Source organism: Parasphingorhabdus flavimaris, from assembly GCF_013371215.1.
GTDB lineage: Bacteria > Pseudomonadota > Alphaproteobacteria > Sphingomonadales > Sphingomonadaceae > Parasphingorhabdus > Parasphingorhabdus flavimaris.
In genome coordinates this window covers 555,022-580,523 of the sequence record NZ_JABWMH010000002.1, presented here as the reverse complement: position 1 = coordinate 580,523, position 25,502 = coordinate 555,022, and the positions used below count along the sequence as shown (strand labels likewise).

Here is a 25,502-nt window from a genome sequence, read left to right as displayed (position 1 = left end):
AGGTTAAAAGCTCTCTCGCTGCTACGACTTATACGCCCTTAGGCGTACCGTTGCTGCTGCGCAAAATGCGCACTGCCCCGCCTAAGGGACCTCTTTCCGGACAATATAAGCAAACCCTCGAATTTGTGCCTTGCGCGCATCTTCCAGCAGCATAAGAGTGAAGCCATGCACAAGAATCCGTCACAGAAATACCGCCCTTTTCCGCAGATCGACCTGCCCAACCGGCAATGGCCATCGCGCACCATAGACAAGGCGCCGCGCTGGCTCTCGACCGACCTGCGCGACGGCAACCAGGCCCTGATCGATCCGATGGATGCCCAGAAGAAACAGCGGTTCTTCGATCTCCTGGTCAAGGTCGGCATCAAGGAAATCGAGGTCGGCTTTCCTTCCGCCGGTGCCACCGATTTCGATTTCATCAGCGGTCTCGTCAAATCGGGCAAGATACCCGATGACGTCATGGTCCAGGTTCTGACCCAGTCCCGCCGCGACCTGATCGAAACCAGCTTTGCCAGCCTGGAAGGAGCACGGGCAGCGATCGTTCATCTCTATAACGCTGTTTCCCCGGCCTGGCGCGATGTCGTGTTCCGGCTCGACAAGCAGGGCGTCAAGGATATCGCCCGCGAAGGCGCAACCATATTGCGCGAACAGGCCGAGAATTATCCCGATACCGACTGGCATTTCGAATATTCACCGGAAACCTTCTCGACTGCCGAACTGGATTTCAGTCTGGAAGTGGTCGAAGCGGTGATGGAGATTATCGAACCGACCGCAGAAAAACCGCTGATCCTCAACCTGCCCGCGACCGTCGAAGCGGCGACGCCGAATATCTATGCCGATCAGGTCGAGTGGATGTGCACCAATATCAGCAAGCGCGACCATGTCGTGATCAGCCTGCACACGCATAATGACCGGGGATCGGGCATTGCCGCATCGGAACTGGGCATGATGGCCGGCGCCGACCGGGTCGAAGGCTGCCTATTCGGCAATGGCGAGCGCACCGGCAATGTCGACCTGGTGACATTGGGCCTGAATCTCTACACCCAAGGCGTTGATCCGAAACTGGATTTTTCCAATATGGACGAAATCGTCAAGACTGTCGAATATTGCAACCAGCTGCCGGTCCCGGCGCGCCATCCCTATGCCGGCGAACTGGTGTTTACCGCTTTTTCCGGTTCGCATCAGGACGCGATCAAGAAAGGCTTTGCCGCGCAGGAACAGCGCAATGACGAGCTGTGGAACGTGCCCTATCTGCCGATCGATCCGCGCGATCTCGGCCGCGACTATGAAGCGGTCATCCGGGTCAACAGCCAGTCCGGCAAGGGCGGCATCGCCTGGATCCTGGAACAGGATCACGGGCTGAAGCTGCCCAAGCGGCTGCAGGCCAATTTCAGCCGGACGGTACAGGAACTGGCCGATGAAACGAGCCGCGAACTGTCATCCGAGGACATCTGGGCGGCGTTCCAGAAGCGCTACCATATCGATGGCAGCGGCAAATATAGTCTGGTCGACTATGACGAGCGGGCAACCGGTGGCGAGCGTATTTTTGTCGGCAAGGTCAAGGGACCCGATGGCGAAATTTCGGTCAGCGGTCGTGGAAATGGCCTGATTTCCAGTGTGGTTGACGCCGTTTCCTCGGCGCTGGGCATAACGCTGGAAATAATCGACTATAGCGAACATGCGCTGGGTTCCGGCAAGGACGCTCAGGCGGCCGCCTATATCGAGTGTAAAACCGGCGACGGCAAAGAATTCTATGGCGTCGGCATCAACAGCGATGTTGCCACCGCTTCGGTCGAGGCGTTGCTCAGCGCCGTGAACCGAATTTAAGTGTTCAATTAAGAAAACAGTAGAATATGCCGCTGCATCGGTTATTGCAGTGGCATATTTCATCAAATCGGGGTGCCCATGACTTTACCAGCCATTTTTGACAATCTTCGCCTGCCGCTTATCGGTTCACCCTTGTTCATCGTGTCGGGCCCCGAACTGGTCATTGCCCAGTGCAAGGCGGGTATCGTCGGAAGCTTCCCTGCCCTCAACGCCCGCCCGCAATCGATGCTCGACGAATGGCTGCACCAGATCACCGAAGAACTGGCGGCATGGAACCGGGATAATCCGGACAAGCCGGCGGCGCCTTTTGCGGTCAACCAGATCGTCCACAAGTCCAATGACCGGCTCGACCAGGACATGGCGACCTGTGCGAAATGGAAAGTGCCGATCGTCATTACCTCGCTGGGTGCAATCGAGGATCTCAATACCGCGGTCAAGGGCTGGGGCGGCATCGTTCTCCATGACATTATCAACAACCGCTTCGCTCACAAGGCGATTGAAAAGGGCGCGACCGGCCTTATTCCGGTTGCCGCAGGCGCTGGCGGCCATGCCGGCACCCTGTCCCCCTTCGCGTTGATGCAGGAAATCCGCGAATGGTTTGACGGTCCTGTCGCGCTCTCCGGTTCGATCGGCAATGGCGCGTCGATACTGGCAGCCCAGGCGATGGGCGCAGATCTCGGCTATGCCGGTTCGGCTTTCATCGCAACCAAGGAAGCCAATGCGGACCAAGGCTATAAGGAAGGCATTGTCGAGGGCAAAGCCTCCGACATCGTCTATTCCGACCTGTTTACCGGGGTGAAGGGCAATTATCTCCGCCAGTCGATCGAGCAGGCCGGTCTCGATCCCGACAATCTGCCGCAGGGCGATTACAAGACCATGAACTTCGGTTCCGGCGGCAATACCGAGAAAAAGGCGTGGAAGGATATCTGGGGATGCGGTCAGGGCATCGGCCTGATCAACGACGTTATGAGCGTCCAGGACATGGTCGACCAGTTCACCGCCGAATATAGGGCCGCACGGGAAAGCCTGAAAGAGCGGTTCAATTATTGAAGCCCGTCGAGCGCTGTTGCGGCGTCCCTAGTCTGAAAAGCCTTCGATCGTGATGCCGCAGCCCTTGATCCGCAGCCGGTTCTCCGAACGCTTCAATCTGTCAGCCCCGATTGCCTTGGCGCCGATGGCATTGGCTACCGGCGGAGACCTGGCCGCGGCCTGCGCGCGTGCGGGCGCGCTTGGCCTGGTCGGCGGTGGCTATGGCGATCTTGACTGGACGCGACGCGAATATGGCGACGCGATCAACCGGCTGGACGGCGATCAGGAAAATCTGTCGCGACTGGGTTGCGGCTTCATCTCCTGGAAACTCTCGGAAGACCAGAGCGCGCTGGACTGGTTGCTGGACCAACCGCATGAACCGGCGGCGGTCATGCTGTCATTCGGCGATCCGACAGCCTTTGCCGGAATATTGTCCGACCGCGATATCCCGGTCATTTGCCAGATCCAGACGATGGCGCAGCTACCGCAAGCGGTGGATGCGGGAGCCGCTGTCATTGTTGCGCAGGGCAGCGAGGCTGGCGGGCATGGCATGAACGATCTGGAAGGCCGCAGCACATTCACCTTCGTACCCGAAGTCGCCGACTGGCTCGCAGGACATTCTCCGGAGACCCAATTGCTCGCCGCCGGCGGAATTGCGGATGGCCGCGGCCTTGCCGCAGCGATGATGCTGGGCGCCGACGGGGCGCTGATCGGTTCGAGATTATGGGCCACCACCCAGTCGCTGGCCCCGCAAAGCGCAAAGACAAAGGCGCTGGAGGCGAGCGGCGACGACACAGGCAGAAGCAGTATCTTCGATATTTTGCGGGGCAAGAACTGGCCGCGACAATATGACTTTCGCGCCATCAGGAATCGATTGCACAGAAAATGGGAAGGCAGGATTGACGAGCTGCGATCGGATCCGGCGGCGGCGATTGAAGATTATCTGGGCGGAGTCCGTCAGGAAGATTATGACAGGGCCCATATAACGGTGGGTCAGGATATTGGATTGATCAACGATATTTCGTCGGCAGACGAGGTGATCGGCCATATCAATCGCGATGCTGCGCGCTTGTTGAGTGGTGGCATCTTCGGCAAATAGTCACGGGAACAGTGGTGTCGCGTCGGCAGAATCACGATTATCGAGCCGCGTTGTCCCCCTCCGGCAATGGCCCACTATCGCTGAATAGCGGAATGTTTTCGTCAACCGCGAAACGCCCGCCGACCAGCCCCACGAACAGAAGCAATATCGCCAGCCAGATCAGGAATGCGCCGCTTGTGATTCGCCAGTTTCGGGGTGGTAGTCCCTGCACCAGAAAGGTAATTATTCCCGCCACGTTGATGCAGACCAGGTTGGTGGCGAGCAAAAAGAGCGCTCTGAAGCCGAGCATCTCTTCTCCGCTGCCCAGAAACAGCCCGGCTGCAGCAATCGGCGGCACGAGCGCCACCGCGATCATGACGCCGACCAGCGAGAGCGAGGCCCCCTGGCTGAACGCCAGCACGCCCGCCGCACCGCAGGCCAGCGCCAGCGCGATGTCGGCGGGGTGGACGATCGTGCGGTTCCTGAGTTCCGGTACAAGCGGATTGACCTCGATAAACATGCCGAGCAGAAATGTGAACGCCAGCGCCGCAACAATGCCGACGACGAGCGTGCTGACCGCACGGCGGCCAAGCGCCCTGTCTCCCAGAGTAGCGGCCATCGCCATTGCCATGGTCGGGCCAAGCAGCGGGGCGATTATCATCGCGCCGATGACCACGGCGGTCTGGCCACTGCGCATGCCAAGTGCGGCGATCAGGACCGAAAGAACCACTGTCAGCAGATAATTGGGACGCAGTTCCAGACTGGCCTCAATATCATCATAGAGTTCGTTGGTGCTGATCCGGTCGCGGGTAAAGAAGGCCTCGAGCCTGCTGGGCGGCTTGCGGTCGCCGGATGGAGATGGCGCAAGCTCTTCGAGCTCGGGGATTTCAGGCAGGACTGCCTCGACCTGCAGGATCAGCACCGAAAACCCGGCTATGTCTTTCAGAACGCCGGCAAGTTCGGCGACCAGTGGCTCTATTGTCCGGCTCGCCACGACGCAGGAGAATTTTTCCAGTCCGTCAGGCACCGGTTCCTGCCAGAAGCGACTGCAGTGCTTTTGAATAATCGATTTCGTCCGCGATATCTCAGCGTCGGGTGTGATGACCTCAACCAGTCGTGCCGACATATCGGGCTCCTACATTTCTCCGCGCTCGCGGCGTATCGCGAACCATTTCTCGACATTTGCGTTATGCTCTTTCAACGTATCCGCAAAAATATGCCCGCCCTTCCCGTCGGCCACAAAATAGAGCGCGCTGGTTTTTGCGGGGTTCAGCACCGCTTCGATCGAAGCACGACCGGGATTGGCAATCGGGCCCTTGGGCAGACCAACCATCGCATACGTGTTATAATCGTTGACCTGTGCGATTTCCGACTGACGAATGCGGCGTCCGAGCGGTTTGCCCTTGGTGATCGGATAAATGATGGTCGGGTCGGCCTGCAGCATCATATTCTTGCGAACCCGATTGCTGTACACGCCTGCCACGGTCCTGCGCTCACGGGCCAAGGCGGTCTCTTTCTCGACGATCGCGGCCAATATGATCGCTTCCTGCGGTGTCTTGACGACGCTCGACTTCGTCCGCGTCGGCCAAAGCTCGGCCAGCGTATCGGTCATCGCCTTTTGCATTCTCTGCAGCACTGCCGACCGTTGTTCGCCGCGTTCGAAACTGTAGCTGTCCGGCAGAATCGAGCCTTCTGCCGGGACAGGAATATCGCCCTTGAGCAGATCTTCGGCCATCAGTTTCTCGTAGACGATGATCGAAGGAGTGCCTTCGGGAACCGTGATCAGCCGCTGGACGGATTTCCCGCCCTGCAGGATATCCAGAATCTGGGCATTGCTGGCGCCCGCCGGAATCTCGAACTCTCCGGCCTTGATCGGTTCAGACCCGCCAAGAATCTTCGCCCGGTTCAGAAAAGCGTCGGCAGACTTGATCACACCTTCCGATTCCATCGCCTCGGCCGCCATGGCCAGGCTCGAACCGGATTTGATGATGATCGTCCGCTGATTTTCCAGCGGACCGCTGGCGTTCCAGCCATAGAGGAAATTCCCCGCCAGCAGGACTGCGATGATCGCGGCTGCCGCCAGTATCAGGCAACCAAGGCGGCGCATATTGCTAGATCGCTTTCATGATGATGCTGGCATTGGTTCCGCCAAAGCCAAAGCTGTTGCTGAGCACAGCCTTCACCTTGCGCTGTTTGGCAAAATGCGGGACCAGATCGACACCAGCGCACTCCTCTTCGGGATCATCAAGATTCAGCGTCGGAGGAACGGTCTGGTCGCGCATCGCCAGAATGCTGAAAATGGCTTCCACCGCACCGGCGCCGCCGAGCAGATGCCCGATTGCCGATTTGGTCGAGCTCATCGACATGGTCGCAATGTCATCACCGAACAGACGGCGGATCGCGGCCAGTTCGAGCGTGTCGGCCATGGTCGAGGTTCCATGTGCGTTGACATAGTCGATATCGGCAGTGGTCAGGCCCGAACGCTTGAGCGCCATCGCCATCGAGTTGTAGGCACCAATGCCTTCGGGATGCGGTGCGGTCACATGATAGGCATCGCCGGACAGGCCATAGCCGACCACTTCGCAATATATCTTGGCACCGCGCGCTTTCGCCCGCTCATATTCTTCCAGAACCACAACCCCGGCGCCCTCGCCCATCACAAAACCGTCGCGGTCCTTGTCATAGGGTCGGGAGGCCTTCGTTGGATCATCATTGCGTTTGGTGGAAAGTGCCTTTGCCTGCGCAAAACCGGCGATGCCGATCGGGCAGATCGTCGCTTCCGCGCCGCCGGCCAACATCACGTCGGCATCGTCAAGCGCGATCATCCGCGCCGCGTCGCCAATGCTGTGCGCGCCGGTCGAACAGGCGGTAACCACTGCGTGATTGGGGCCCATCAGGCCATATTTGATCGAAACCTGACCGGAGATCAGATTGATCAGACGACCATGGACAAAATGCGGGCTAACCCGTCCCGGGCCGCGCTCTGCAAGCACCAGCGATTCTTTTTCGATTCCCGGAAGGCCGCCGATACCCGAACCGATCGAACAACCGGTACGGAAGCGGTCTTCTTCCGACATGTCGGTGAGACCGGCATCTTCAAACGCCTGTCCGGCGGCATCAATGCCGTAGATGATGAAGGGGTCAACCTGGCGCTGCACCTTGTGGTCGACGCGGAGGTTGGGATCGAACCCAAATTCGTGGTCGGCCGGCTTCACTTCGCAAGCGATGTGGCATTTCTGGTCGGACGCGTCGAAATGGGTGATTTTCCCGGCACCGGACCGGGAAGCCAATATATTGCTCCAGGTCGTTTCCACATCCCCGCCCAGCGGCGTCACCAGGCCCATTCCGGTTACAACTACACGACGCATATCATGCTTCTCCTTGCGGGCTTAGCCTGCCCAAAATAAAAAACGGCCACCGGTTCAGGAAATCCTCCCCGGGCCGGTGAGCCGCTTTGCTGTCTTTCAGCGATCATTTGGCCCGAGGTGCGCCCAGTCAATGGCCGCACCTCAAAATCAATTAACCCTTGTTTTTATCGATGAAATCGATGGCATCCTTGACGGTGCCGATCTTTTCGGCCGCATCGTCTGGAATTTCGACGCTGAATTCTTCTTCGAACGCCATTACCAGCTCAACAATGTCGAGGCTGTCAGCGCCAAGATCATCGATGAACGCCGCTTCTTCGGTTACCTTGTCAGCTTCAACGCCCAGATGCTCAACAACAATCTTTTTAACCCGGTCTGCAGTCTCACTCATGAGAGTTCCTTCTTAGTTTTATTAATTTCGCGTTTGTCCTACTGGCATGCCGCGCCGCTTGCAAGAGGGCAAGAACAGCTTTGTGATACCAGCGAATTTATTGGCGCAGTTCCCCGTTGCGAAAATCATCCTCGATGCCCCAAAGCGTGGCCCGCCATTCAAAATAATCATGGACCCATTCCCGCATTTCCGCCTGTTCCGGATAGCCAGCGGCGGTCAGGTCCTGGTCCATCTTTCCGGACTGGAAGACATCTTCCAACATCTGCCGCCCGGTCGCGCTGACATTATCCGCGTAATATTGATCAAGAAACGGCTTGAAATCACCCAGATTCCGGATTCTCTCGATCAGCCCTTCTTCCAGCAGCCAGCCATCCATCACCGAAATCCGGAAAGCGTTCCGAGTCTGGATGTCCGACCACCTGTGCTCGGTCTGGCATTTTTCTGCAAGGCTGCGCTCCTTTTCGAAAGCCTCTGCCTCCTTGCCTCTGCGGGCCAAGGCATAATACGCCTGCGCCCGATCGGCCGGGATCTGGCTGCTGATACAGTCAAGGCCTTCAATCGTCAGCAGGCCGTGGCTCGGCATCGCGGGCTGAAGGCCCGCAGCCGCAAAAAGCAGCAAAGTTGATAACATCCGGAGGCTGGTCCTAGCCGAGCATCGCCATGCCGCCATTCACGTGCAGCGTCTGGCCGGTGACATAGGAGGCTTCCTGGCTCGCCAGATAGACGACGGCGGCGGCAATATCGTCAACGCTGCCCATTTTGCCCGCCGGAATCTTGCGGTTGATCTCGTCTTTCTGGGCATCGGTCAGCGCGTCGGTCATGGGCGTTTCGATAAAACCGGGTGCGACGCAATTCACGGTGATGTTGCGCGAGGCCAGTTCCTGCGCGAGCGCCTTGGACATGCCGACGAGGCCGGCCTTGGACGCGACATAATTGGCCTGTCCGGGGTTGCCGGTTGCGCCGACCACCGAACTGATCGAAATGATTCGGCCATTGCGCGCCTTCATCATCGGCCGGGCTGCGGCCCGGATCAGCCGAAAGGCCGATTCCAGGTTGACCCGGATCACATCGGAAAAATCATCGTCCGACATCCGCATCACCAGACCGTCGCGGGTGATTCCGGCATTGTTGACCAATATGTCGAGCTTGCCGAGTTTCGCTACCGTGTCCGGGACCAGGGCGTCTACTTCTTCGGGTTTGGAAAGATCGCACGGCATGACGATATGGCCGTCCCCCGCCATGTCCGGGATCATCTCCATTAGCACGTGCATGCGCGTGCCGGACAGCGCGACGGTAGCACCCTGTGCGGCAAGGGATTTGGCAATGGCCGAACCGATACCGCCCGATGCGCCGGTTACCAGTGCCGTCATTCCACTTAGATCAAACATAGCATATTCCTTCAAAATTCCAGTTCATCAAGACCGGATCAATCTGCACTCACAGGCTCTTCAGAAAACCCTCGATATCATCCATCGAAATCAGGCTGGCGGTTTCTGCATCCGGAGCGATCCGTCCGACCATGCCGGTCAGGACCTTGCCGCCAAATTCCACAAATTGCTCGACGCCGGCTTCTGTCATATTGCCGACCGATTCCCGCCAGCGCACGGTTCCGGTGACTTGCCGGACCAGAAGGTCGCGGATTTCGTCGGCATCGGAGACGGGCGCAGCGGTGACATTGGCAAAGACCGGCACAATCGGCGAGAATAGATTGGCTTCGGCCAGGGCCTCTTCCATCGCCTCGGCCGCAGGCTCCATCAGCGAACAGTGAAAAGGTGCCGACACCGGAAGCAATATGCCCCGCTTGATACCATGATCCTTGGCCGCGGCTATGGCGCGCTCGATTGCGCCGGTATGGCCGGAGATCACCACCTGGGTCGGGTCATTGTCATTGGCAACGGTACAGACTTCACCCTCGGACGACGCGTTGGCCAGCGCCGAGGCCTTTTTGATATCGGCTCCGAGCAGGGCCGCCATGCCGCCCTCGCCCACCGGCACGGCCTTTTGCATCGACTGGCCGCGCAGCTTGAGCAGTTCGGCGGTGGTGGTCAGGTCGAGCGCGCCGGCTGCGCACAAGGCGCTATATTCACCGAGGCTGTGGCCCGCGACATAGCTGCAGATATCGCCCAGCGACTTGCCGCCGTCCTTTTCCATCACCCGCAAGGTGGCAATCGCGTTGGCCATGATTGCCGGCTGGGCATTTTCGGTGAGGGTCAACTCGTCCAGCGGCCCGTCGCACATCAGTTTGAACAGACTTTGCTCCAGCGCATGATCGACTTCTTCGAATACTTCCCGCGCGGTACTGCTCGCCTCGGCAAGTGTCTTGCCCATGCCGACAGCCTGGCTGCCCTGTCCCGGAAAAATAAATGCACGCATGTCGATCCCCATTCCTCAAATATGATTGAGCGAATTAGGCACGATTGATTGGTCATGCAAGCGTCGCGCACCACAGGTAAAAGCATTGCGCTATTTTAATTGCTTGATTAAGCTCGACTTATGCGGGGAGAGGACTTCGAAAAAAAACTGGCAGCCTATTGCACCGAAACATTTGGTGCAGATGGCGAACTCGGCCAATTGCGGCGGCTTTCAGGCGGCGCCAGCATGGAAAGCTGGGGCTTCTCCTATGGCGGCGAACAGCTTGTCCTGCGTCGCCTGCCCGATGGCCTTTCCGCGGATGATGACGGTTTGCGCGGGGTTCCGCTGGCGACTCAGGCGGATATTATCGAACTGGCCCGTGGCGAGGGAGTGACCGCGCCGCAGGTTCGCGGCAGGCTTCGCCCCGAACATGGTCTGGGCGACGGCTTTATTATGACCAAGGCAGAGGGCGAAACCCTGCCCCACAAGATACTCGGCAATCCGGACTTTGCCGAGGCCGAAGACAATCTGACCGGGCAATGCGCGCGGGAACTCGCGGCCATTCACCGGATACCGGTGGAGTCGCTGCCCGCTTCGCTGGACTATTTCTCGCCCGCAGAACTGATTCGACTCCAGAAGGACAAATATGACGAGATTGGCGGCAAAATCCCGATCTATGAATATGCCTTTCACTGGTTGAACGAGAACGCGCCAGGCGCATCGGAGAAGAAGCTGGTCCACGGCGACTTTCGCATGGGCAATCTGATGATCGACCATCAGGGGCTTTCCGCAGTGCTCGACTGGGAGCTGATCCGGCTTGGCGATCCGGTCCAGGACCTTGCCTATCTGTGCACGCCAAGCTGGCGATTCGGCCATTACGAGAAACTTGCCGGCGGCTTCGACAGCGCCGAATCGCTCTTGCAGGCCTATGCCGAAGCGAGCGGCAAGAATGTTGACGCCGACCGTTTTCGCTTCTGGCTCATTTACTCGACCCTGTGGTGGGGCGTGGCCTGCATGGTCATGGGCCAGATCTGGCGCAGCCACGGAGACCGCTCGCTCGAGCGCACGGTGATCGGCCGCCGCGTCTCTGAGGTCGAGATTGATCTCGCCTTGCTATTCGAGGATATTCTCCCCGAACGGCTGTGCACCTCGCTGGACTGGTCAACGTCCGGGGAAAAAGCCGTGACCGGCGAGACCGGTTATGACGAGCTTCTCACCGCTCTCGGCGAATGGAATAGCGGGACCGTGCAGCCCGATCTGCAGGGTCATGACAAGTTCCAGTCGCGGGTCGCCGGCAATGCGCTCGGCATCGCGCGCCGCCAGGCTGCATGGGGTCCGGGCTTTCGCGATGCCGCCCAGGCCCGGCTCGCTGCGATCGGCCATGACCACGAACAGCTGTGCACCGGCCTCGCGAAGGGGGATATCGAAATCACCGCTCCGGGCATCTGGAACCATCTGCGGCTTTCCGCTCTTGAACGCCTGTCCATCGATCAACCCAAATATGCCGGCCTCAGGGTCGCGCTCAACAAATGGAGTCCGTCATGACCAGTTTCGAAATTCCGCAGGTGATTGAAGATTATCTGGCTGTCCTCGATGACTTTATCGAACGGGAGATCAAGCCGATCGAGCAGCGCGACGACAATATCCGCTTTTTCGATCACCGCCGCGAAGACGCGCGGACCAACTGGGAAAACCAGGGACTGCCGACCGAAGAATGGGAGGCGCTGCTGGTCGAGATGCGGCAGGTTGCCGATGCCGCCGGCCATTATCGCTATGCCCTGCCCGAAGAATTTGGCGGCCAGAACGGCACCAATCTCGGAATGGCGCGGATTCGCGAGCATCTCGCCCACAAGGGCCTGGGTCTGCACAATGATCTGCAGAATGAAAATTCCATCGTCGGTAATCTCGTGCAGCCGCTCATGCTCCGCGACTTTGGCACCGAACAGCAGAAACAGGAATATATTCCACAGATGCTGGCCGGGAAAATGGGCTGGTGCTTCGGGCTGACCGAAGAAGATCACGGTTCCGATGCGACATGGATGGACACGACCGCGATACCCGTCGCCCACGAAGGGGTCGATGGCTGGCTGATCAACGGCAACAAGATGTGGACCACCGGCCTGCACAAGGCTTCGCACGTGATGACCTTTGCCCGGCACAGCGGCAAGGACGGCGACGCAAGGGGAATCGGCTGCTTCATCGTTCCGGTGGATGCCAAGGGCTTTGAAATCGGCGAATATATGTGGACATTGAACATGCCCACAGACCATCCGAAATGCTCCTATAAAAATGTCTGGATTCCGGCAGATGCAGTGCTTGGCGATCTTGAGATGGGTCTCGCCTGCGCCCAGCATTTTGTGCATGAGAACCGCATACGCCAGGCAGCCTCGTCGCTCGGCGCGGCGCAATATTGCATCGATGAAGCCGTAAAATATGCCGGCGAGCGCAAACCGTTTGGTAAGCCATTGTCAGTCAACCAGGGAATCCAGTTTCCGCTGGTCGAGCTGCACACGGAAGCCGCCATGCTTCGCCAGCTGATCTACGCTACGGCGGCCAAGATGGACACGATGCCGAAACCCGACGTCGCCAAATATCTCTCCGCCCAGGTCAGCATGTGCAACTATCGCGCGAACCGGCTGGTCTGCGACGCGGCCGATCGCGCGATGCAGGTCCACGGCGGCATGGGCTATTCGCGCCACAAGCCGTTCGAACATATCTACCGCCACCACCGCCGCTACCGGATCACCGAAGGCGCGGAAGAAATCCAGATGCGCAAGATCGGCGGCGACATGTTCGGCTTCCTGGGGCCGAAGAAGTAAATTGAGCAGGTCCGCCAACCGCGCAATACGAGACATTTGAGATATATTACCTGCCCTTCTGCAATCGCCCCAATTCCGGACACTCCTGAGGTGTTGGCGTCCGCTCGAAAGTGGATGCGATTTTCGTGCGTTCAAAGAGAAAAAAGTCCAAGGCCTGCTACGATTTCATCCTTAGTCTGCTCGGTGATCTCTCGGCCCCGCTGAACGCCGGTTCGCAAGATGTCCATTATCGTGTCGACATCCCGACTTAACGCAGCCCGCCGCTCACGGATCGGAGCGACGGTGGCCTGGAGGATGATCGTGAGGCGCTGCTTCAGAACCATGTCCCCAAGACCTCCTTTTTGATAGTGCGCCTTCAGTTCGGCAACAGCTTCACGGTCGGGGTCAAAGGCGTCGAGATAAGTGAATACGACATTGCCCTCAACGCGCCCTGGGTCGGATGCACGGAGATGATCGGGGTCCGTGTACATGCGCTGTACGGCTGCCGCGATCTCATCGTCGCTAGCCGACAGGGGCAAAGCGTTACCTTGAGATTTGCTCATCTTCGCCCTGCCGTCCACGCCGGGAAGGCGCCCTATCAGCGGCGTAATCGCGCGTGCTTCTGGCAACACGGACCGGCCGATTTGTCGGTTGAGACGGCGAACCAACTCGTTGGTCTGCTCAATCAGGGGCGTCTGATCTTCACCGACCGGCACCACGGTCGCTCTGAACGCCGTAATGTCGGCAGCTTGTGCTGCCGGATAACAAAGAAAGCCGGCGGGTATGTCGCGACCAAACCCTCTCGCCTGTATCTCCTCCTTGATGGTCGGATTGCGCTCGAGGCGCGCGACCGTGACGAAATTCAGGTAGAGCATGGTCAACTCCGCCAAAGCAGGCAAAGCCGATTGCAGACAGATCGTGGACAGGGCTGGATCGATTCCGACCGCTAGGTAGTCTAGCGCCACCTCCAGGACATTGCGACGCACCTTGTCAGGATGATCGGCGTTGTCGGTCAGCGCCTGGGTGTCGGCCAGAAGCACATATTGCTTGTGGGTGTGCTGCAACTCTACCCGACTCTTCAGAGAGCCGATGTAATGTCCCAGGTGCAGGGGACCGGTGGTGCGGTCGCCGGTCAGGATTACAGGACGTGAAACAGGTCGCATGGACAATTCTCCTAGAAGTTGCCACTGCTGCCGTCGGGATGGGAGTGCTGATGATCCTAGCCGCCGAAAGCAGCGGATGAGGTCACAGAAATATGACTGGCCGCGCTTAAGTCGCGGGCCACCAAAGTTGATTGATGGTCGAAAGCCGGTAGGTCATAGGACTTACATAGCGAGCCTGTTACCATCAGGCAAGCAGGCAACGGCAGCTTTCTTCTGACCGCAGCCTGAAAGCCGTCCGACCGCTTTCCACCCAGTTTCGGCCTTTAAGAGCAACCTAGCTTTTCCGACATTGCAGCCCCCTCCTTCTCCCTTGCATTCCCCCGCCATTTCCGCCATAGGCGCCGCTTCCGCGTGAACCGGCCTGTCCGATTCACCCGGAAAAAGAAGAAAGCCGGAGGGGCGTTCGCATGGTGCGGCGTCAGCGATCGGCGGTAAATGAAGGAATGATTGCATGCCAATGTATGAGCATGTCTTCCTTGCGCGGCAGGATCTGAGCCAGTCTCAGGTTGATGCTCTTGCGCAGGAAGCCACCAAAATTGTTGAATCCAACGAAGGCAAGGTCGTACTGACCGAAACCTGGGGCCTGCGTACGCTCGCCTACAAGATCCAGAAGAACCGCAAGGCACATTATGTCATGCTGCGTCTCGACGCACCGGGCAACGTTGTCCTGGAACTGGAACGCCAGACCCGGATCAACGAAGATGTTATCCGTTTTCTGACCATCCGCGTTGACGAGCATGAAGAAGGCCCGTCCGTGATGATGCGCAAACCCGACCGCGACCGCAAACCGCGCCGCGATTTCGATAATAATTAAGCCAGAGAAGGAGTTAAGATATGGGACGTCCATTTTTCCGTCGCCGCAAAAGCTGCCCCTTTTCCGGTAAAAACGCACAGCCAATCGACTATAAAGACGTGAAGACGCTGCAGGGATTCATTTCCGAACGCGGCAAGATCGTACCAAGTCGTATCACCGCAGTTTCCGCCAAGAAGCAACGCGAGCTTTCCAAAGCTATCAAACGCGCTCGCCATATTGGCCTCCTGCCTTACCTCGTGAAATAGGAGCGAAACAATGGATATTATTTTGCTTGAACGCGTAGAGAAACTCGGCAGCATCGGCGACATCGTCACCGTCAAGAACGGCTATGCCCGCAATTTTCTGCTACCCAACAAGAAGGCCTTGCGTGCCAATGCGGCGAACAAGAAAGTCTTCGAAGCCAACCGCCAGCAGATCGAAGCCGACAATGAAGCAAAGCGCAAGGAAGCCGAAGCGGCATCCGGCAGCATTGAAGGCAAGCAGATCGTTCTGATCCGTGCGTCGTCTGCCAGCGGCCAGCTTTACGGTTCCGTATCGGTTCGCGATATTGTCGAAGCCCTGAACGCCGATGGCAAGAGCTCCGTCGTTGAGAAGAGCATGGTCATTCTGGAAAAGCCGATCAAGACACTCGGCGTTTTCGATGTCCGCGTTCGTCTCCACCCGGAAGTCAATGTCACGATCCAGGCCAATGTCGCCCGTTCGGACGACGAAGCCGATCTTCAGAAGGACGGCGTCGACGTGATTGCCCAGATGTTCGAAGAAGATCAGGCCGAACTGGCTGCCAACGCGCTTGCGCCTGACAGCGAAGACGATGCTCAAGAAGCTGGCGAAGAAGCCACTTCGGAAGCAGCGGACGAAACAGCAGAAACCGAAGAACAGGACGATACCGAAACCAAGGAATAGTCCTATTCTGACTTTGATATCGAAAGCCCGGGTCCGGAACGTCGCAAGACGGTTCACCAGACCCGGGCTTTTTCTTTGGAGGGCGCGTTGAGCGACGACTGGCAATCATTTTTTGCGAAAGATGCGTCCCTGTTCCCGCATCTCGCCGATCTGCAGAAGGAGCAGGTCCTCCTTTCGACCATGAGCGAAGCCGCCTTTCGCCAGGCCAGTTTCCTTGATCAGCGAATATTCACTCCCGATTTGCAACGGCAGGTCGTGTCCTGGGCGGATGTTGCTTCCGTGCCGCTGGCAAATCTTCCCAAGCCCCAGTATATTTTCCATATCGGCCATGTCGGATCGACTCTGATTTCCAGACTGCTCGGGGAAATCGACAGCATATTGGCGCTGCGCGAGCCTGCGATATTGCGGCAGCTGGCCGACGTCCGGATCAACAATCCGGCTGAAATCGGCTGGACCGGTGACGAGCAAGCCAAAAGGCTCGATCAGGTCGAACATTGGCTCTCGCGGACATTTCACCCCGATCAACGGGTGATGATCAAGGCGAGCAGCTTTGTCAGCCCCCTCGCCCAGGACCTGTTGGCCGGATCAGGCACCGCACTTTTCCTCGTTGCCTCGCGTGAACGTTATCTGCAGACCATTTTGGCCGGTGATGCGTCGAAGCAGGAAGCCGCTGCCCTGACTGAGCTCAGGCTGAAACGCCTCGAGCAGCATCTCGGCCAACCTGTCGGAACCATGGAGCAGCTGACGCTGGCCCAGACCAGCGCCCTGGGCTGGCTGTGCGAAATGGTCACGCTTTGTGATGCAGAAAAGCGCTGCCCGGATGCAGACATCATGTGGATGGATTTTGATCATTTCCTGAACCAGCCCGCCGGAAAATTGCAATCCGCCGCAGATCATTTCGGCAGGAGCCTGCCTCTGGATCAGGCCGAGAAACTGGTGTCCGGTCCGATCATGACCAGCTATTCCAAGGCCCCCGAATATGATTATAGCGCCTCGCTGCGCGAAGAGCTTCTGGCCGAAGCGGGAAAAATTCATGCTGACGATATCCGGCAGACACTGCTATGGATCGATCAATTGGCGCGGCAACATCCGAAAGTGGCCGCCGCGATAGCAACAGCGGAAACGAAGAGATAATGTTCAAGCAGCTCAATCTACTCGACCAGGCGCAGGTCAACCAGCTGAAACAGATTGCCGAAAAGGCCCAATTTGTCGACGGCAAGATCAGCAACCCGCACAGCAAGGTGAAGAACAACCTGCAATTGCACGATGTCGAGGGCTATAAACAGTCGTCGGAGATCCTGCTCGATGCGTTGATGGCCAATCGCGAATTTGTCGATTTTGCCTTTCCCGAGCAAGTCGCTCCGCCACTGATCACACGGTACAAGCCCGGAATGAATTACGGATTGCACGCTGACAGCGCGATCATTCCATTGCCAGACGCCCCGCTGCGGTCCGACCTGAGTTGCACGATTTTTCTCAGCGACGTAAAGGATTCGGTCGGTGGCGCTCTCCATGTCACCCAGGGCGAAGCCAGCATGCGGTTCAAGGGGCCTCCGGGCACCGCGATCGTCTACCCGTCTTCAACGCTCCACGAGGTCGAGCCGGTCACCGATGGCGAACGCATGGTTGCCATCACCTTCATCCAGAGCAAAATACCGGATGTCACCAACCGGAATCTTCTCTACGAACTGAATGAAGTCGCCGCGCTGGAGGGACATAACATGTCTCACGCCAATTACACCCGAATGCAGGCGATACAATATAATCTCATGCGGAAATGGATGCGCTGAGCCGCCTGTGGCTCAATAGCCCATCAGGCTCATGACTTCCTCGCGGCTCCGCGCGTCGTCCAGAAAACATCCGAGCAAACGACTGGTGGTCATCTTGACCCCGGGCGTCCGAACGCCGCGCGCCGTCATGCAGCTGTGACTGGCTTCGATCACGACCGCCACACCGGCTGGCTTCAGATTGTCCCAGATACATTCCGCCACTTCGGCTGTCAGCCGTTCCTGCACCTGCAACCGCCGGGCAAAGCCGTGGAGCACGCGAGCGAGCTTGGAAATGCCGACGACCTTGTCGGTCGGCATATAGGCGATGCTCGCCTTGCCGATGATCGGCGCCATATGGTGCTCGCAATGCGAGTGGAAGGGAATGTCCTTGAGCAACACCAGCTCGTCATAGCCGCCGACTTCCTCGAAGGTGCGGGCGAGATGCATGGCGGGATTCTCGGCATAGCCCTCGCAATATTCCTTCCACGCGCGCGCGACGCGTTTTGGCGTGTCGACCAGCCCTTCGCGCTCGGGATCGTCACCGGTCCAGCGCAGCAGCGTCTTCACCGCTTCCTGGACCTCGTCCGGCACCGCAATTTTCTGGGCTTCGCGCTCGGCGAGAGCGTCGACAATGGATTGGGAATAATCGGCCAAAACAGGTCCTTTGGTTCATCAGATGCAATGCCGACAAGTTACGCCAGCGGCGAGCCATGCGCAAGTGCACCTTGGTGCATCTTTTGCAGTGCATGGCCTGACAGAAAGGAAGGTGGTGCGCCCAGAGAGATTCGAACTCCCGACCCCTTGATTCGTAGTCAAGTACTCTATCCAGCTGAGCTATGGGCGCTAACCAGACGGTGCAGATAGGGGGTGATGCCCGTGCTTGCAAGCCATTTTAGTGGCTATTTTGTCATTCATTTGTAGAATGACCGTCAACGGACGGAGAGACGGTCGATGGGAACATGGGGTACGGGCAGTTTCGAGAATGATTCCGCGCTAGACTGGGCCGCCGAAGTCGCCTCGATCGATGACATCGATGGCAAGTTCAACGAGCTCGATTCATTTGGCCAGACAGACGATTGTGGGCCGGATGCCTATATCGAAGTGGATCTGGCCAGCGAAATCCTTGCTGCAGCGGAATGCGTCGCCTTTCTCATGGGGCGGCAGGCCGCCGATGTTCCCGACGATCTCCGCAACCGCCTCGGCACCATGGCAAAGCCCGACACGCCTCTGATCAACAAGGCGAAGGATTCGGTTTCCCGAATATTGGCAGGATCGGAGCTGCTTGATCTATGGTCCGAAGAGGATAGCGAAACCAACGAGTGGAATATCGCCATTTCCGGCCTGATCGACCGGCTCAACGCAGATGTGCCCTGTAACCCGCCGCCGCTGGAACAAATCGAAAGCAGCCAAGGCTATCTCACGCCCTGCGCCTTTTGCGACCAGCCCATTGCCGAAGGCGAAATTTTCCAGCTCGAATTTCGTGACCTGTCAAACGCCGACGGGCTGTTTGTCTCACGGGGCCTCTATTGCCACCTCGCCTGCCTGAACGGAAAATTGCACAGCAAGCACATGGTCCAGAACTGGAAATTCAACATCGCTCAGGCCGAAATCGACCGGATACTGGGCCGAAAGGAAGACTAGCTTCGGTTCAGTGCAGCCTGTGCCGCCGCCAGACGCGCGATCGGCACGCGATAAGGCGACGCGCTGACATAATCGAGCCCGGTTTTCTCGCAGAAGGCGATAGAGGCCGGATCGCCGCCATGTTCACCGCAAATGCCGAGCTTGATGCCGGGCCGCGTTGCCCTGCCCCGCTCGGCCGCGATTTCGATCAGCTGGCCGACGCCCTCGATATCGAGGCTGACAAACGGATCGCGCGGGAAAATGCCCTTGTCGACATATTGGGTCAGGAACCGCCCGGCGTCATCGCGCGACACGCCGAGTGTGGTCTGGGTGAGGTCGTTGGTGCCGAAGCTGAAAAACTCGCCATGTTCGGCGATCTCGCCCGCCATCAGGGCAGCGCGCGGCAGTTCGATCATCGTGCCGACGAGATATTCGATCTCCCGGCCCTTTTCGGCGAAGACTTCCCTGGCCATGCGGTTGACCACATCCTTCATCAGTTCCAGTTCGCGCGCGGTGGCAACCAGCGGGATCATGACTTCGGGAATCGGCGCTTCGCCGCTGGCTTCCGCCACTTCGCAGGCAGCCTCGAAAATCGCCCGCGCCTGCATTTCATAGATTTCGGGATAAGTGACGCCGAGACGGCAACCGCGATGGCCGAGCATCGGGTTGAACTCGTGCAATTCGCTCGCCCGCTGTTTCAGCGTTTCAACACCCACATCGGCGGCCTTTGCGACTTCCTCGAATTCCGACTGGTTGTGCGGCAGAAATTCGTGCAGCGGCGGATCGAGCAGGCGGATGGTCACCGGCAGGCCGACCATGACCTCGAAAATCTGGCGAAAATCGTCGCGCTGTTCCGGCAACAATTTCGCCAGAGCCAGCCTGCGGCCCTGCTCGTCGGGCGCCAGGATCATCTGGCGAACCGCGGTGATCCGGGCGGCATCAAAGAACATATGTTCGGTCCGGCAGAGGCCGATGCCCTCGGCACCGAAATCGCGGGCCACCTGGCAATCGAGCGGGGTTTCCGCATTGGTGCGGACGCCAAGGCGGCGCACCTTGTCGGCCCAGACCATCAGCACGCCGAAGTCGCCGACCAGTTCCGGCTGGATGGTATCGACGCGGCCAGCCATCACCTGGCCGTTGCTGCCGTCGATGGTCAGCATGTCGCCTTCTTTCAATTCGCGATCGCCGACCTTCATGACCTTGGTTTCATTGTTGATCGAAACCGTGCCGGCACCGGAAACACACGGTCTTCCCATGCCTCTGGCGACCACGGCGGCGTGTGACGTCATGCCGCCACGCGCCGTCAATATGCCCTTGGCGGCATGCATGCCGTGGATATCTTCCGGCGAAGTCTCGATGCGGACGAGGATGACGTCATCGCCCATTTCTGTACGCCGCTCGGCGGTATCGCTGTCGAACACGATCAGACCGCTGGCTGCGCCGGGAGAAGCCGGCAGGCCGGTGGTCAGCACGTCGCGTTTCGCTTCCGGATCGAGCGTCGGGTGGAGCAGCTGGTCGAGCGCCATCGGATCGACGCGCAACACCGCTTCTTCCTCGGTGATGAGGCCGTCATGGGCCATATCGACCGCAATTTTCAGTGCCGCCTTGGCGGTACGCTTGCCCGAGCGGGTCTGCAGCATCCACAATTTGCCGCGTTCGACGGTAAATTCGATATCCTGCATGTCGCGATAATGGCGTTCGAGCAGATCGAACACGTCGGTCAGCTCCTTGTAGGTCTCCGGCATCGCCTCTTCCATCGACAGCGGCTTGGCATTGGCCTCTTCGCGGGCGGCTTTCGAAAGATATTGCGGGGTGCGGATGCCGGCCACAACATCCTCGCCCTGCGCGTTGATCAGCCATTCGCCATAATAGGCGCTGTCCCCGGTCGAGGGATTGCGGGTGAAGGCGACGCCGGTGGCGCTGGTTTCACCCATATTGCCGAAGACCATCGCCTGGACGTTGACGGCCGTGCCCCATTCGGCGGGAATATCGTTGAGCCGGCGGTAGACCTTGGCCCGGTCTGCCTGCCAGCTGCCGAACACGGCGCTGACCGCGCCCCAGAGCTGGTCATTGACGTCCTGCGGGAAAGGCTTGCCCCATTGCTTCTCGACCAGCGCCTTATATTCGCTGACCAAGGCCTTCCAATGTTCAGACTCCATCTCGGTATCGGTGAAGAATCCGTTGTCTTCCTTGATAATTTCCAAGGCCTCTTCGAAGGAATCATGGTCGAGCTGGAGTACCACATCGCTATACATCTGGATGAACCGGCGATAGCTGTCCCAGGCGAAACGTTCGTCGCCGGAGGTTTTGGCAAGGCCCTCGACGGTGTCGTCGTTGAGACCGAGATTGAGCACCGTGTCCATCATCCCGGGCATCGAGGCGCGGGCGCCGGAGCGCACCGAGACCAGCAGCGGATCGGCCGCATCGCCGAATGTCTTGCCGGTGACCGATTGGATATGGGCCACGCCCTGCGCGACTTCGGCGTTCAGACTGTCGGGATAGGCGCCGTCATTGTTCATATATTCGGTGCACATTTCGGTGGAAATCGTGAACCCGGGAGGAACCGGCAGGCCGATATTGGCCATTTCGGCGAGATTGGCCCCTTTGCCGCCGAGCAGGTTGCGGGCTTCTGTCTTGCCAGATGGCGCACCATCCGCGTCCATGCCGCCACCGAAACGATATACATATTGGGTCATTCATCTGCCTCATCACTGTCCAACCCCTCCTTTTCAAAGGAGGGGCAAGGGGTGGTTTATGAGGAGGCTGGCTCGATGCCAGTCTCCGAGTTTTGTGAGTGGGGATAGACACCACCCCGACCCCTCCTCTGAAGAGGAGGGGCTTTTCGGTCAGTCCTCATAACCGAAAAAACCGCCGTCGAACTTTACACACTTTACACTGTTATGAATCAAATCTCTTCTAGCCCTCGATCTTCGAAAAATCAGCAACTTGGTGGACGGCGTTGCGAAAACGCGCGAGCAGGGCAAGCCGGGCTTCGCGCTTCGCTCCGTCGTCGTCGTTCACCGTCACATCCTCGAAAAACTGGTCAATCGGGCCGCGCAGGGCCGCCAGCGCGGTCATCGCCTGCTCGAACTGCTCGGCCTCGATCGCGGCAGTGACCTGCGGCTGCGCCGCGTCGAGCGCGTCTATGAGGGTCTTTTCGGCCTTTTCGGGCGTGTAGGAAAGGGGTTTGAGCCCTTCCCCGTTCGTCTCGAGCGAAGTCGAGAGACCATGCCTACCTTCATCCGTGTCTCGACTACGCTCGACACGAACGGCACCAGCGCCCTCTTTCTTCAATATATTCGAAGCCCGCTTGTAACCGGCGAGCAGATTTTCCCCGTCCGTGGTTTCGACAAAGGCCTGCAAAGCCTTAACCCGGGCGAGCAAACGCACCAGATCGTCTTCACCACCCAGCGCGAACACCGCGTCAATCAGGTCGTGACGGACGCCCGCTTCGCGTTGCTGGACTTTCAGCCGGTCAACGAGAAAACCCCAAAGTTCCTCAGCTTCGCGATCAATAGCTCTCTTCAACAAATTCTCTGATACGCCCGCCGCTTTGGATAAATTTTCCAGCCTCTCTTTTAACGTAGGCATCTGTTCGGCCGCGATTGCAATAGCCTGGCGAAGCACTTTTAAATGTGACCCTCGCAATTTATTATCGTGCCACAGGCTCAGATTAGCGATTCCCGCCCGACGGAGCGCGAACGGATCTTTCGAACCGGTGGGTTTCTCATCAATCGCAAAAAAGCAAGCCAGCGTATCCAGCTTATCCGCCAGGCTCACCCACACCGTCACCGGGTCAGTCGGCACATCATCGCCCTGCCCGACCGGCTTGTAATGATCTCTGATCGCTTGTGAGACTTCCACCGGAAGCTCTTCTTTCTCTGCATAATAGCCGCCCATCAAGCCTTGCAGCTCGGGGAACTCGCCGACCATTTCGGTGACGAGATCGGCTTTGCAGAGACGTGCGGCCTGCTTGGTCTGTTCCGGGTTGGCACGGAGTAACCCAGTCCCTTCTAAAGACGCCAACCACTCAGCCAGCTTGGCCACACGCTCTACCTTGTCGGCAACCGTTCCCAATTTTTCGTGGAACACGATGTTGCTCAATTTCTTTGCATGATCCTCCAATGCCGTCTTCTGGTCAAGTTCCCAGAAGAATTTTGCGTCGGAGAGTCGCGCAGCGAGGACTTTTTCGTTCCCCGCAACAATTGCCTTGCCGCCATCGCTGGCGTCGATATTCGCCGTGCAGACGAAATAGGGAGCCAATTTTTCCTCCCTGTCGCGAAGCGATGGGGAGGTGGCAGCCGGAACGGCTGACGGAGGGGCCCCTCCACCATCCTGCGCATTGGGAGGATATTTGCACACAAAATATTTCTGGTTCACCCGGGCGGTCAGCTGGATCACCTCTTCCGGTACGTCGAGAAATGCGGGATCGAACGCGCCCAGCAACGGCACCGGCCATTCGGTCAGGCCGGCATTCTCGATCACCAGGCCTTCGTCTTCGACCAGCTCCAGTCCGGCGTCGGATGCGGCTTTCGCGGCCCCATCGCGGATGATATTCTGACGCTCTTCATGATCGACGATCACATGACAGGCGCGCAGTTTTTCAACATAGTCATCGGCATTGCCGATGGTGATCATGCCATCATGGTGAAAGCGATGCCCGACCGTATCATAGGCTGACGTCATGCCGTCAATTTCGCATGGCACCAGATCGTCGCCGAAGATCGCGACGATGCCGCTCAGCGGCCGCACCCAGCGCAGGCTTTCGGTCGACGCACTGGCGTCACCCCAGCGCATCGATTTCGGCCACGGGAAGGCCCTGATGATCGCCGGAATGGCTTCCGCCAGCACATCCTGCGTATCGCGGCCCGGCTTGTTGATCACGGCAAAATAGGTCGGGCGTCCCTTGACGTCACGCACTTCGAGCTGGTCGCGGGTGACCTCATTCTTGCGGCAGAAACCCTCGACCGCCTGATCCGGCGCGGCTTCGGGTGGTCCCTTGGCTTCCTCGCTGACCGCTTCGGTCTGTGCGGGCAGGCCCCTGGCGATGAGAGCAAGACGCCGTGGCGTCGACCAGACGGTGATCGCGCCGGCTTTCAGGCCCGCTGCGGTCATCTGTTCGGTGAACAGCCGCTGCAGGTCGGCGCGGGCTTTCGCCTGCATCCGCGCCGGGATTTCTTCGGAAAGCAGTTCGAGCAGGAAGTCGGTCATCTAATTCCTCCCTGTCGCGAAGCGATGGGGGGGTGGCAGCCGGAACGGCTGACGGAGGGGCCCCTCCACCATCCTGCGGATGGTCCCCCTCCCCGTGCTTCGCACAGGGAGGAAAATAATGTTGCCACAACCATCACGCGGCCCATCCGTTCTTGATCATATGCGCTTCACAGCTGCCCTTGGCCAAATCACGGACGCGGCCCATGTAGCTGGCGCGTTCCTGGACGCTGATGACGCCGCGCGCCTGCAGCAGGTTGAAAACGTGGCTGGCCTTGATCGCCTGTTCATAGGCGGGAATCGGGAGTTTCGCCTCGAGGCAGTTCTCGCATTCGACGACCGCCTTGTTGAACAGGTCAAACAGGGTTTCCGTGTCGGCGACCTCGAAATTCCATGCCGACATCTGCTTCTCATTGTCCAGAAAGATATCGCCGTAAGATACTCCATTTCCGTTGAAATCCAGATCGTAAACGCTGTCGACATTCTGGATGTACATGGCCAGACGTTCCAGCCCGTAGGTCAGTTCGCCAGCCACCGGCTTGCAGTCGAAGCCGCCCATCTGTTGGAAATAGGTGAACTGGGTGACTTCCATGCCGTCGCACCAAACTTCCCAGCCGAGTCCCCAGGCGCCGAGCGTCGGGCTTTCCCAGTCATCCTCGACGAAACGGATATCGTGGAGCATCGGATCGATGCCGATCGCGACCAGACTGTCTAGATAGAGCTGCTGGATGTCCGGCGGCGATGGTTTGAGCACTACCTGATATTGGTAATAATGCTGGAGCCGGTTCGGATTCTCGCCATAGCGACCATCGGTCGGACGGCGGCAGGCCTGGACGAAGGCAGCATTCCACGGATCCGGCCCGAGGGCGCGCAGGGTGGTCGCGGGATGGAACGTCCCTGCCCCCATTTCCATGTCATAGGGTTGCAGGATCACGCAGCCCCGATCGCTCCAGTAATTGTGGAGTTTCAGGATGATCTGCTGGAAGCTTAGAGGCTTCGTATCGGCCAAGATGAAGACTTTCTTCGCGAGTGCAATATTTACGCGCTGCTTTGGCGAAGGAGGGCACGAGGGTCAAGGGAGGAATGGCCTCATTTGCAAGAACCATCGTGCTCCGCACTTGATGCGGAGCCCTATCGGCAGTCAGCGTCCAGCCTCCAGAGCTCCGCATCAAGTGCGGAGCACATTTT

The 25,502-nt window shown here is 58.6% G+C and carries 23 protein-coding genes and 1 tRNA gene; 11 read left to right on the top strand and 13 right to left on the bottom strand.

Going from position 1 to position 25,502, the window contains the following annotated elements:
• The first annotated feature begins 165 nt into the window (after positions 1-165).
• The 3 genes from leuA to HUO14_RS07455 all read left to right on the top strand — a co-directional run bounded on the left by leuA (position 166) and on the right by HUO14_RS07455 (position 3,952).
• Complete coding sequence (gene leuA / locus HUO14_RS07465) at positions 166-1,824, top strand: 2-isopropylmalate synthase (protein ID WP_176279227.1); 1,659 nt, start codon at positions 166-168, stop codon at positions 1,822-1,824.
• A gap of 78 nt (positions 1,825-1,902) precedes the next feature.
• Positions 1,903-2,874, top strand: coding sequence for an NAD(P)H-dependent flavin oxidoreductase (locus tag HUO14_RS07460; protein ID WP_176279226.1), 972 nt, complete (start codon positions 1,903-1,905; stop codon positions 2,872-2,874).
• Between the two features lie 52 nt (positions 2,875-2,926).
• Positions 2,927-3,952 (top strand): NAD(P)H-dependent flavin oxidoreductase, encoded by a 1,026-nt coding sequence (locus HUO14_RS07455; RefSeq protein WP_176279534.1) that lies wholly within the window; start codon positions 2,927-2,929, stop codon positions 3,950-3,952.
• Positions 3,953-3,989: 37 nt separating this feature from the next.
• On the opposite strand, the gene HUO14_RS07450 is transcribed toward HUO14_RS07455, so the two are convergent.
• From HUO14_RS07450 to fabD, 7 genes are all read right to left on the bottom strand, one after another.
• A complete protein-coding gene (locus HUO14_RS07450; protein WP_176279225.1) occupies positions 3,990-5,057 on the bottom strand; it encodes a TIGR00341 family protein in 1,068 nt (355 codons plus the stop codon).
• A 9-nt stretch (positions 5,058-5,066) separates the two neighbouring features.
• Positions 5,067-6,038: an endolytic transglycosylase MltG gene (mltG, locus tag HUO14_RS07445; RefSeq protein ID WP_176279224.1), complete on the bottom strand. Its 972-nt coding sequence runs from the start codon at positions 6,036-6,038 to the stop codon at positions 5,067-5,069.
• 4 nt (positions 6,039-6,042) lie between these two features.
• Positions 6,043-7,299: a beta-ketoacyl-ACP synthase II gene (gene fabF / locus HUO14_RS07440; protein ID WP_176279223.1), complete on the bottom strand. Its 1,257-nt coding sequence runs from the start codon at positions 7,297-7,299 to the stop codon at positions 6,043-6,045.
• Between the two features lie 151 nt (positions 7,300-7,450).
• Positions 7,451-7,687 carry an acyl carrier protein gene (locus HUO14_RS07435; RefSeq protein ID WP_089132491.1) on the bottom strand — a complete coding sequence of 79 codons (237 nt, stop codon included), beginning with the start codon at positions 7,685-7,687 and terminating at the stop codon, positions 7,451-7,453.
• A 97-nt stretch (positions 7,688-7,784) separates the two neighbouring features.
• A complete protein-coding gene (locus tag HUO14_RS07430) occupies positions 7,785-8,318 on the bottom strand; it encodes a hypothetical protein (protein WP_176279222.1) in 534 nt (177 codons plus the stop codon).
• A 13-nt stretch (positions 8,319-8,331) separates the two neighbouring features.
• Entirely contained in the window at positions 8,332-9,075 is a 744-nt protein-coding gene (gene fabG, locus HUO14_RS07425; RefSeq protein ID WP_176279221.1) for a 3-oxoacyl-[acyl-carrier-protein] reductase, read from the bottom strand.
• A 49-nt stretch (positions 9,076-9,124) separates the two neighbouring features.
• Positions 9,125-10,060 carry an ACP S-malonyltransferase gene (fabD, locus tag HUO14_RS07420; protein WP_176279220.1) on the bottom strand — a complete coding sequence of 312 codons (936 nt, stop codon included), beginning with the start codon at positions 10,058-10,060 and terminating at the stop codon, positions 9,125-9,127.
• A gap of 120 nt (positions 10,061-10,180) precedes the next feature.
• Here fabD and HUO14_RS07415 point away from each other — a divergent pair, with 120 nt between their 5' ends.
• Together HUO14_RS07415 and HUO14_RS07410 are read left to right on the top strand one after the other, a co-directional pair.
• Positions 10,181-11,584 (top strand): phosphotransferase family protein, encoded by a 1,404-nt coding sequence (locus HUO14_RS07415; protein WP_176279219.1) that lies wholly within the window; start codon positions 10,181-10,183, stop codon positions 11,582-11,584.
• The gene (locus HUO14_RS07410; RefSeq protein WP_176279218.1) at positions 11,581-12,858 is read left to right on the top strand and encodes an acyl-CoA dehydrogenase family protein; all 1,278 of its coding nucleotides are present in this window, start codon (positions 11,581-11,583) and stop codon (positions 12,856-12,858) included. The genes HUO14_RS07415 and HUO14_RS07410 overlap by 4 nt, the downstream gene beginning before the upstream one ends.
• Before the next feature lie 131 nt (positions 12,859-12,989).
• On the opposite strand, the gene trpS is transcribed toward HUO14_RS07410, so the two are convergent.
• On the bottom strand, positions 12,990-14,000 hold the full coding sequence (trpS, locus tag HUO14_RS07405; RefSeq protein WP_176279217.1) for a tryptophan--tRNA ligase: 1,011 nt from the start codon (positions 13,998-14,000) through the stop codon (positions 12,990-12,992).
• Positions 14,001-14,451: 451 nt separating this feature from the next.
• Here trpS and rpsF point away from each other — a divergent pair, with 451 nt between their 5' ends.
• From rpsF to HUO14_RS07380, 5 genes are all read left to right on the top strand, one after another.
• Positions 14,452-14,814 (top strand): 30S ribosomal protein S6, encoded by a 363-nt coding sequence (gene rpsF / locus HUO14_RS07400; protein WP_176279216.1) that lies wholly within the window; start codon positions 14,452-14,454, stop codon positions 14,812-14,814.
• A 20-nt stretch (positions 14,815-14,834) separates the two neighbouring features.
• A complete protein-coding gene (gene rpsR / locus HUO14_RS07395) occupies positions 14,835-15,059 on the top strand; it encodes a 30S ribosomal protein S18 (protein ID WP_176279215.1) in 225 nt (74 codons plus the stop codon).
• Between the two features lie 10 nt (positions 15,060-15,069).
• Positions 15,070-15,717 (top strand): 50S ribosomal protein L9, encoded by a 648-nt coding sequence (gene rplI, locus HUO14_RS07390; RefSeq protein WP_176279214.1) that lies wholly within the window; start codon positions 15,070-15,072, stop codon positions 15,715-15,717.
• Positions 15,718-15,804: 87 nt separating this feature from the next.
• Entirely contained in the window at positions 15,805-16,851 is a 1,047-nt protein-coding gene (locus tag HUO14_RS07385; RefSeq protein WP_176279213.1) for a hypothetical protein, read from the top strand.
• Positions 16,851-17,507 (top strand): Fe2+-dependent dioxygenase, encoded by a 657-nt coding sequence (locus HUO14_RS07380; protein ID WP_176279212.1) that lies wholly within the window; start codon positions 16,851-16,853, stop codon positions 17,505-17,507. The genes HUO14_RS07385 and HUO14_RS07380 overlap by 1 nt, the downstream gene beginning before the upstream one ends.
• A 12-nt stretch (positions 17,508-17,519) precedes the next feature.
• Here HUO14_RS07380 and folE read toward each other — a convergent pair whose 3' ends face one another.
• Together folE and HUO14_RS07370 are read right to left on the bottom strand one after the other, a co-directional pair.
• Positions 17,520-18,140 carry a GTP cyclohydrolase I FolE gene (folE, locus tag HUO14_RS07375; protein ID WP_217907940.1) on the bottom strand — a complete coding sequence of 207 codons (621 nt, stop codon included), beginning with the start codon at positions 18,138-18,140 and terminating at the stop codon, positions 17,520-17,522.
• A gap of 113 nt (positions 18,141-18,253) precedes the next feature.
• Positions 18,254-18,330 (bottom strand) — tRNA-Arg (locus HUO14_RS07370).
• A gap of 107 nt (positions 18,331-18,437) precedes the next feature.
• Between HUO14_RS07370 and HUO14_RS07365 the strand changes: the two genes are divergently transcribed.
• Positions 18,438-19,127 carry a DUF4259 domain-containing protein gene (locus HUO14_RS07365; protein ID WP_176279211.1) on the top strand — a complete coding sequence of 230 codons (690 nt, stop codon included), beginning with the start codon at positions 18,438-18,440 and terminating at the stop codon, positions 19,125-19,127.
• Here the strand turns inward: HUO14_RS07365 and ppdK are convergent.
• From ppdK to HUO14_RS07350, 3 genes are all read right to left on the bottom strand, one after another.
• Positions 19,124-21,802 carry a pyruvate, phosphate dikinase gene (gene ppdK, locus HUO14_RS07360; protein ID WP_176279210.1) on the bottom strand — a complete coding sequence of 893 codons (2,679 nt, stop codon included), beginning with the start codon at positions 21,800-21,802 and terminating at the stop codon, positions 19,124-19,126. The genes HUO14_RS07365 and ppdK overlap by 4 nt on opposite strands.
• A gap of 220 nt (positions 21,803-22,022) precedes the next feature.
• Positions 22,023-24,317: a glycine--tRNA ligase subunit beta gene (gene glyS, locus HUO14_RS07355; protein WP_176279209.1), complete on the bottom strand. Its 2,295-nt coding sequence runs from the start codon at positions 24,315-24,317 to the stop codon at positions 22,023-22,025.
• Between the two features lie 133 nt (positions 24,318-24,450).
• On the bottom strand, positions 24,451-25,323 hold the full coding sequence (locus HUO14_RS07350) for a glycine--tRNA ligase subunit alpha (RefSeq protein WP_217907939.1): 873 nt from the start codon (positions 25,321-25,323) through the stop codon (positions 24,451-24,453).
• Positions 25,324-25,502: the final 179 nt, after the last annotated feature.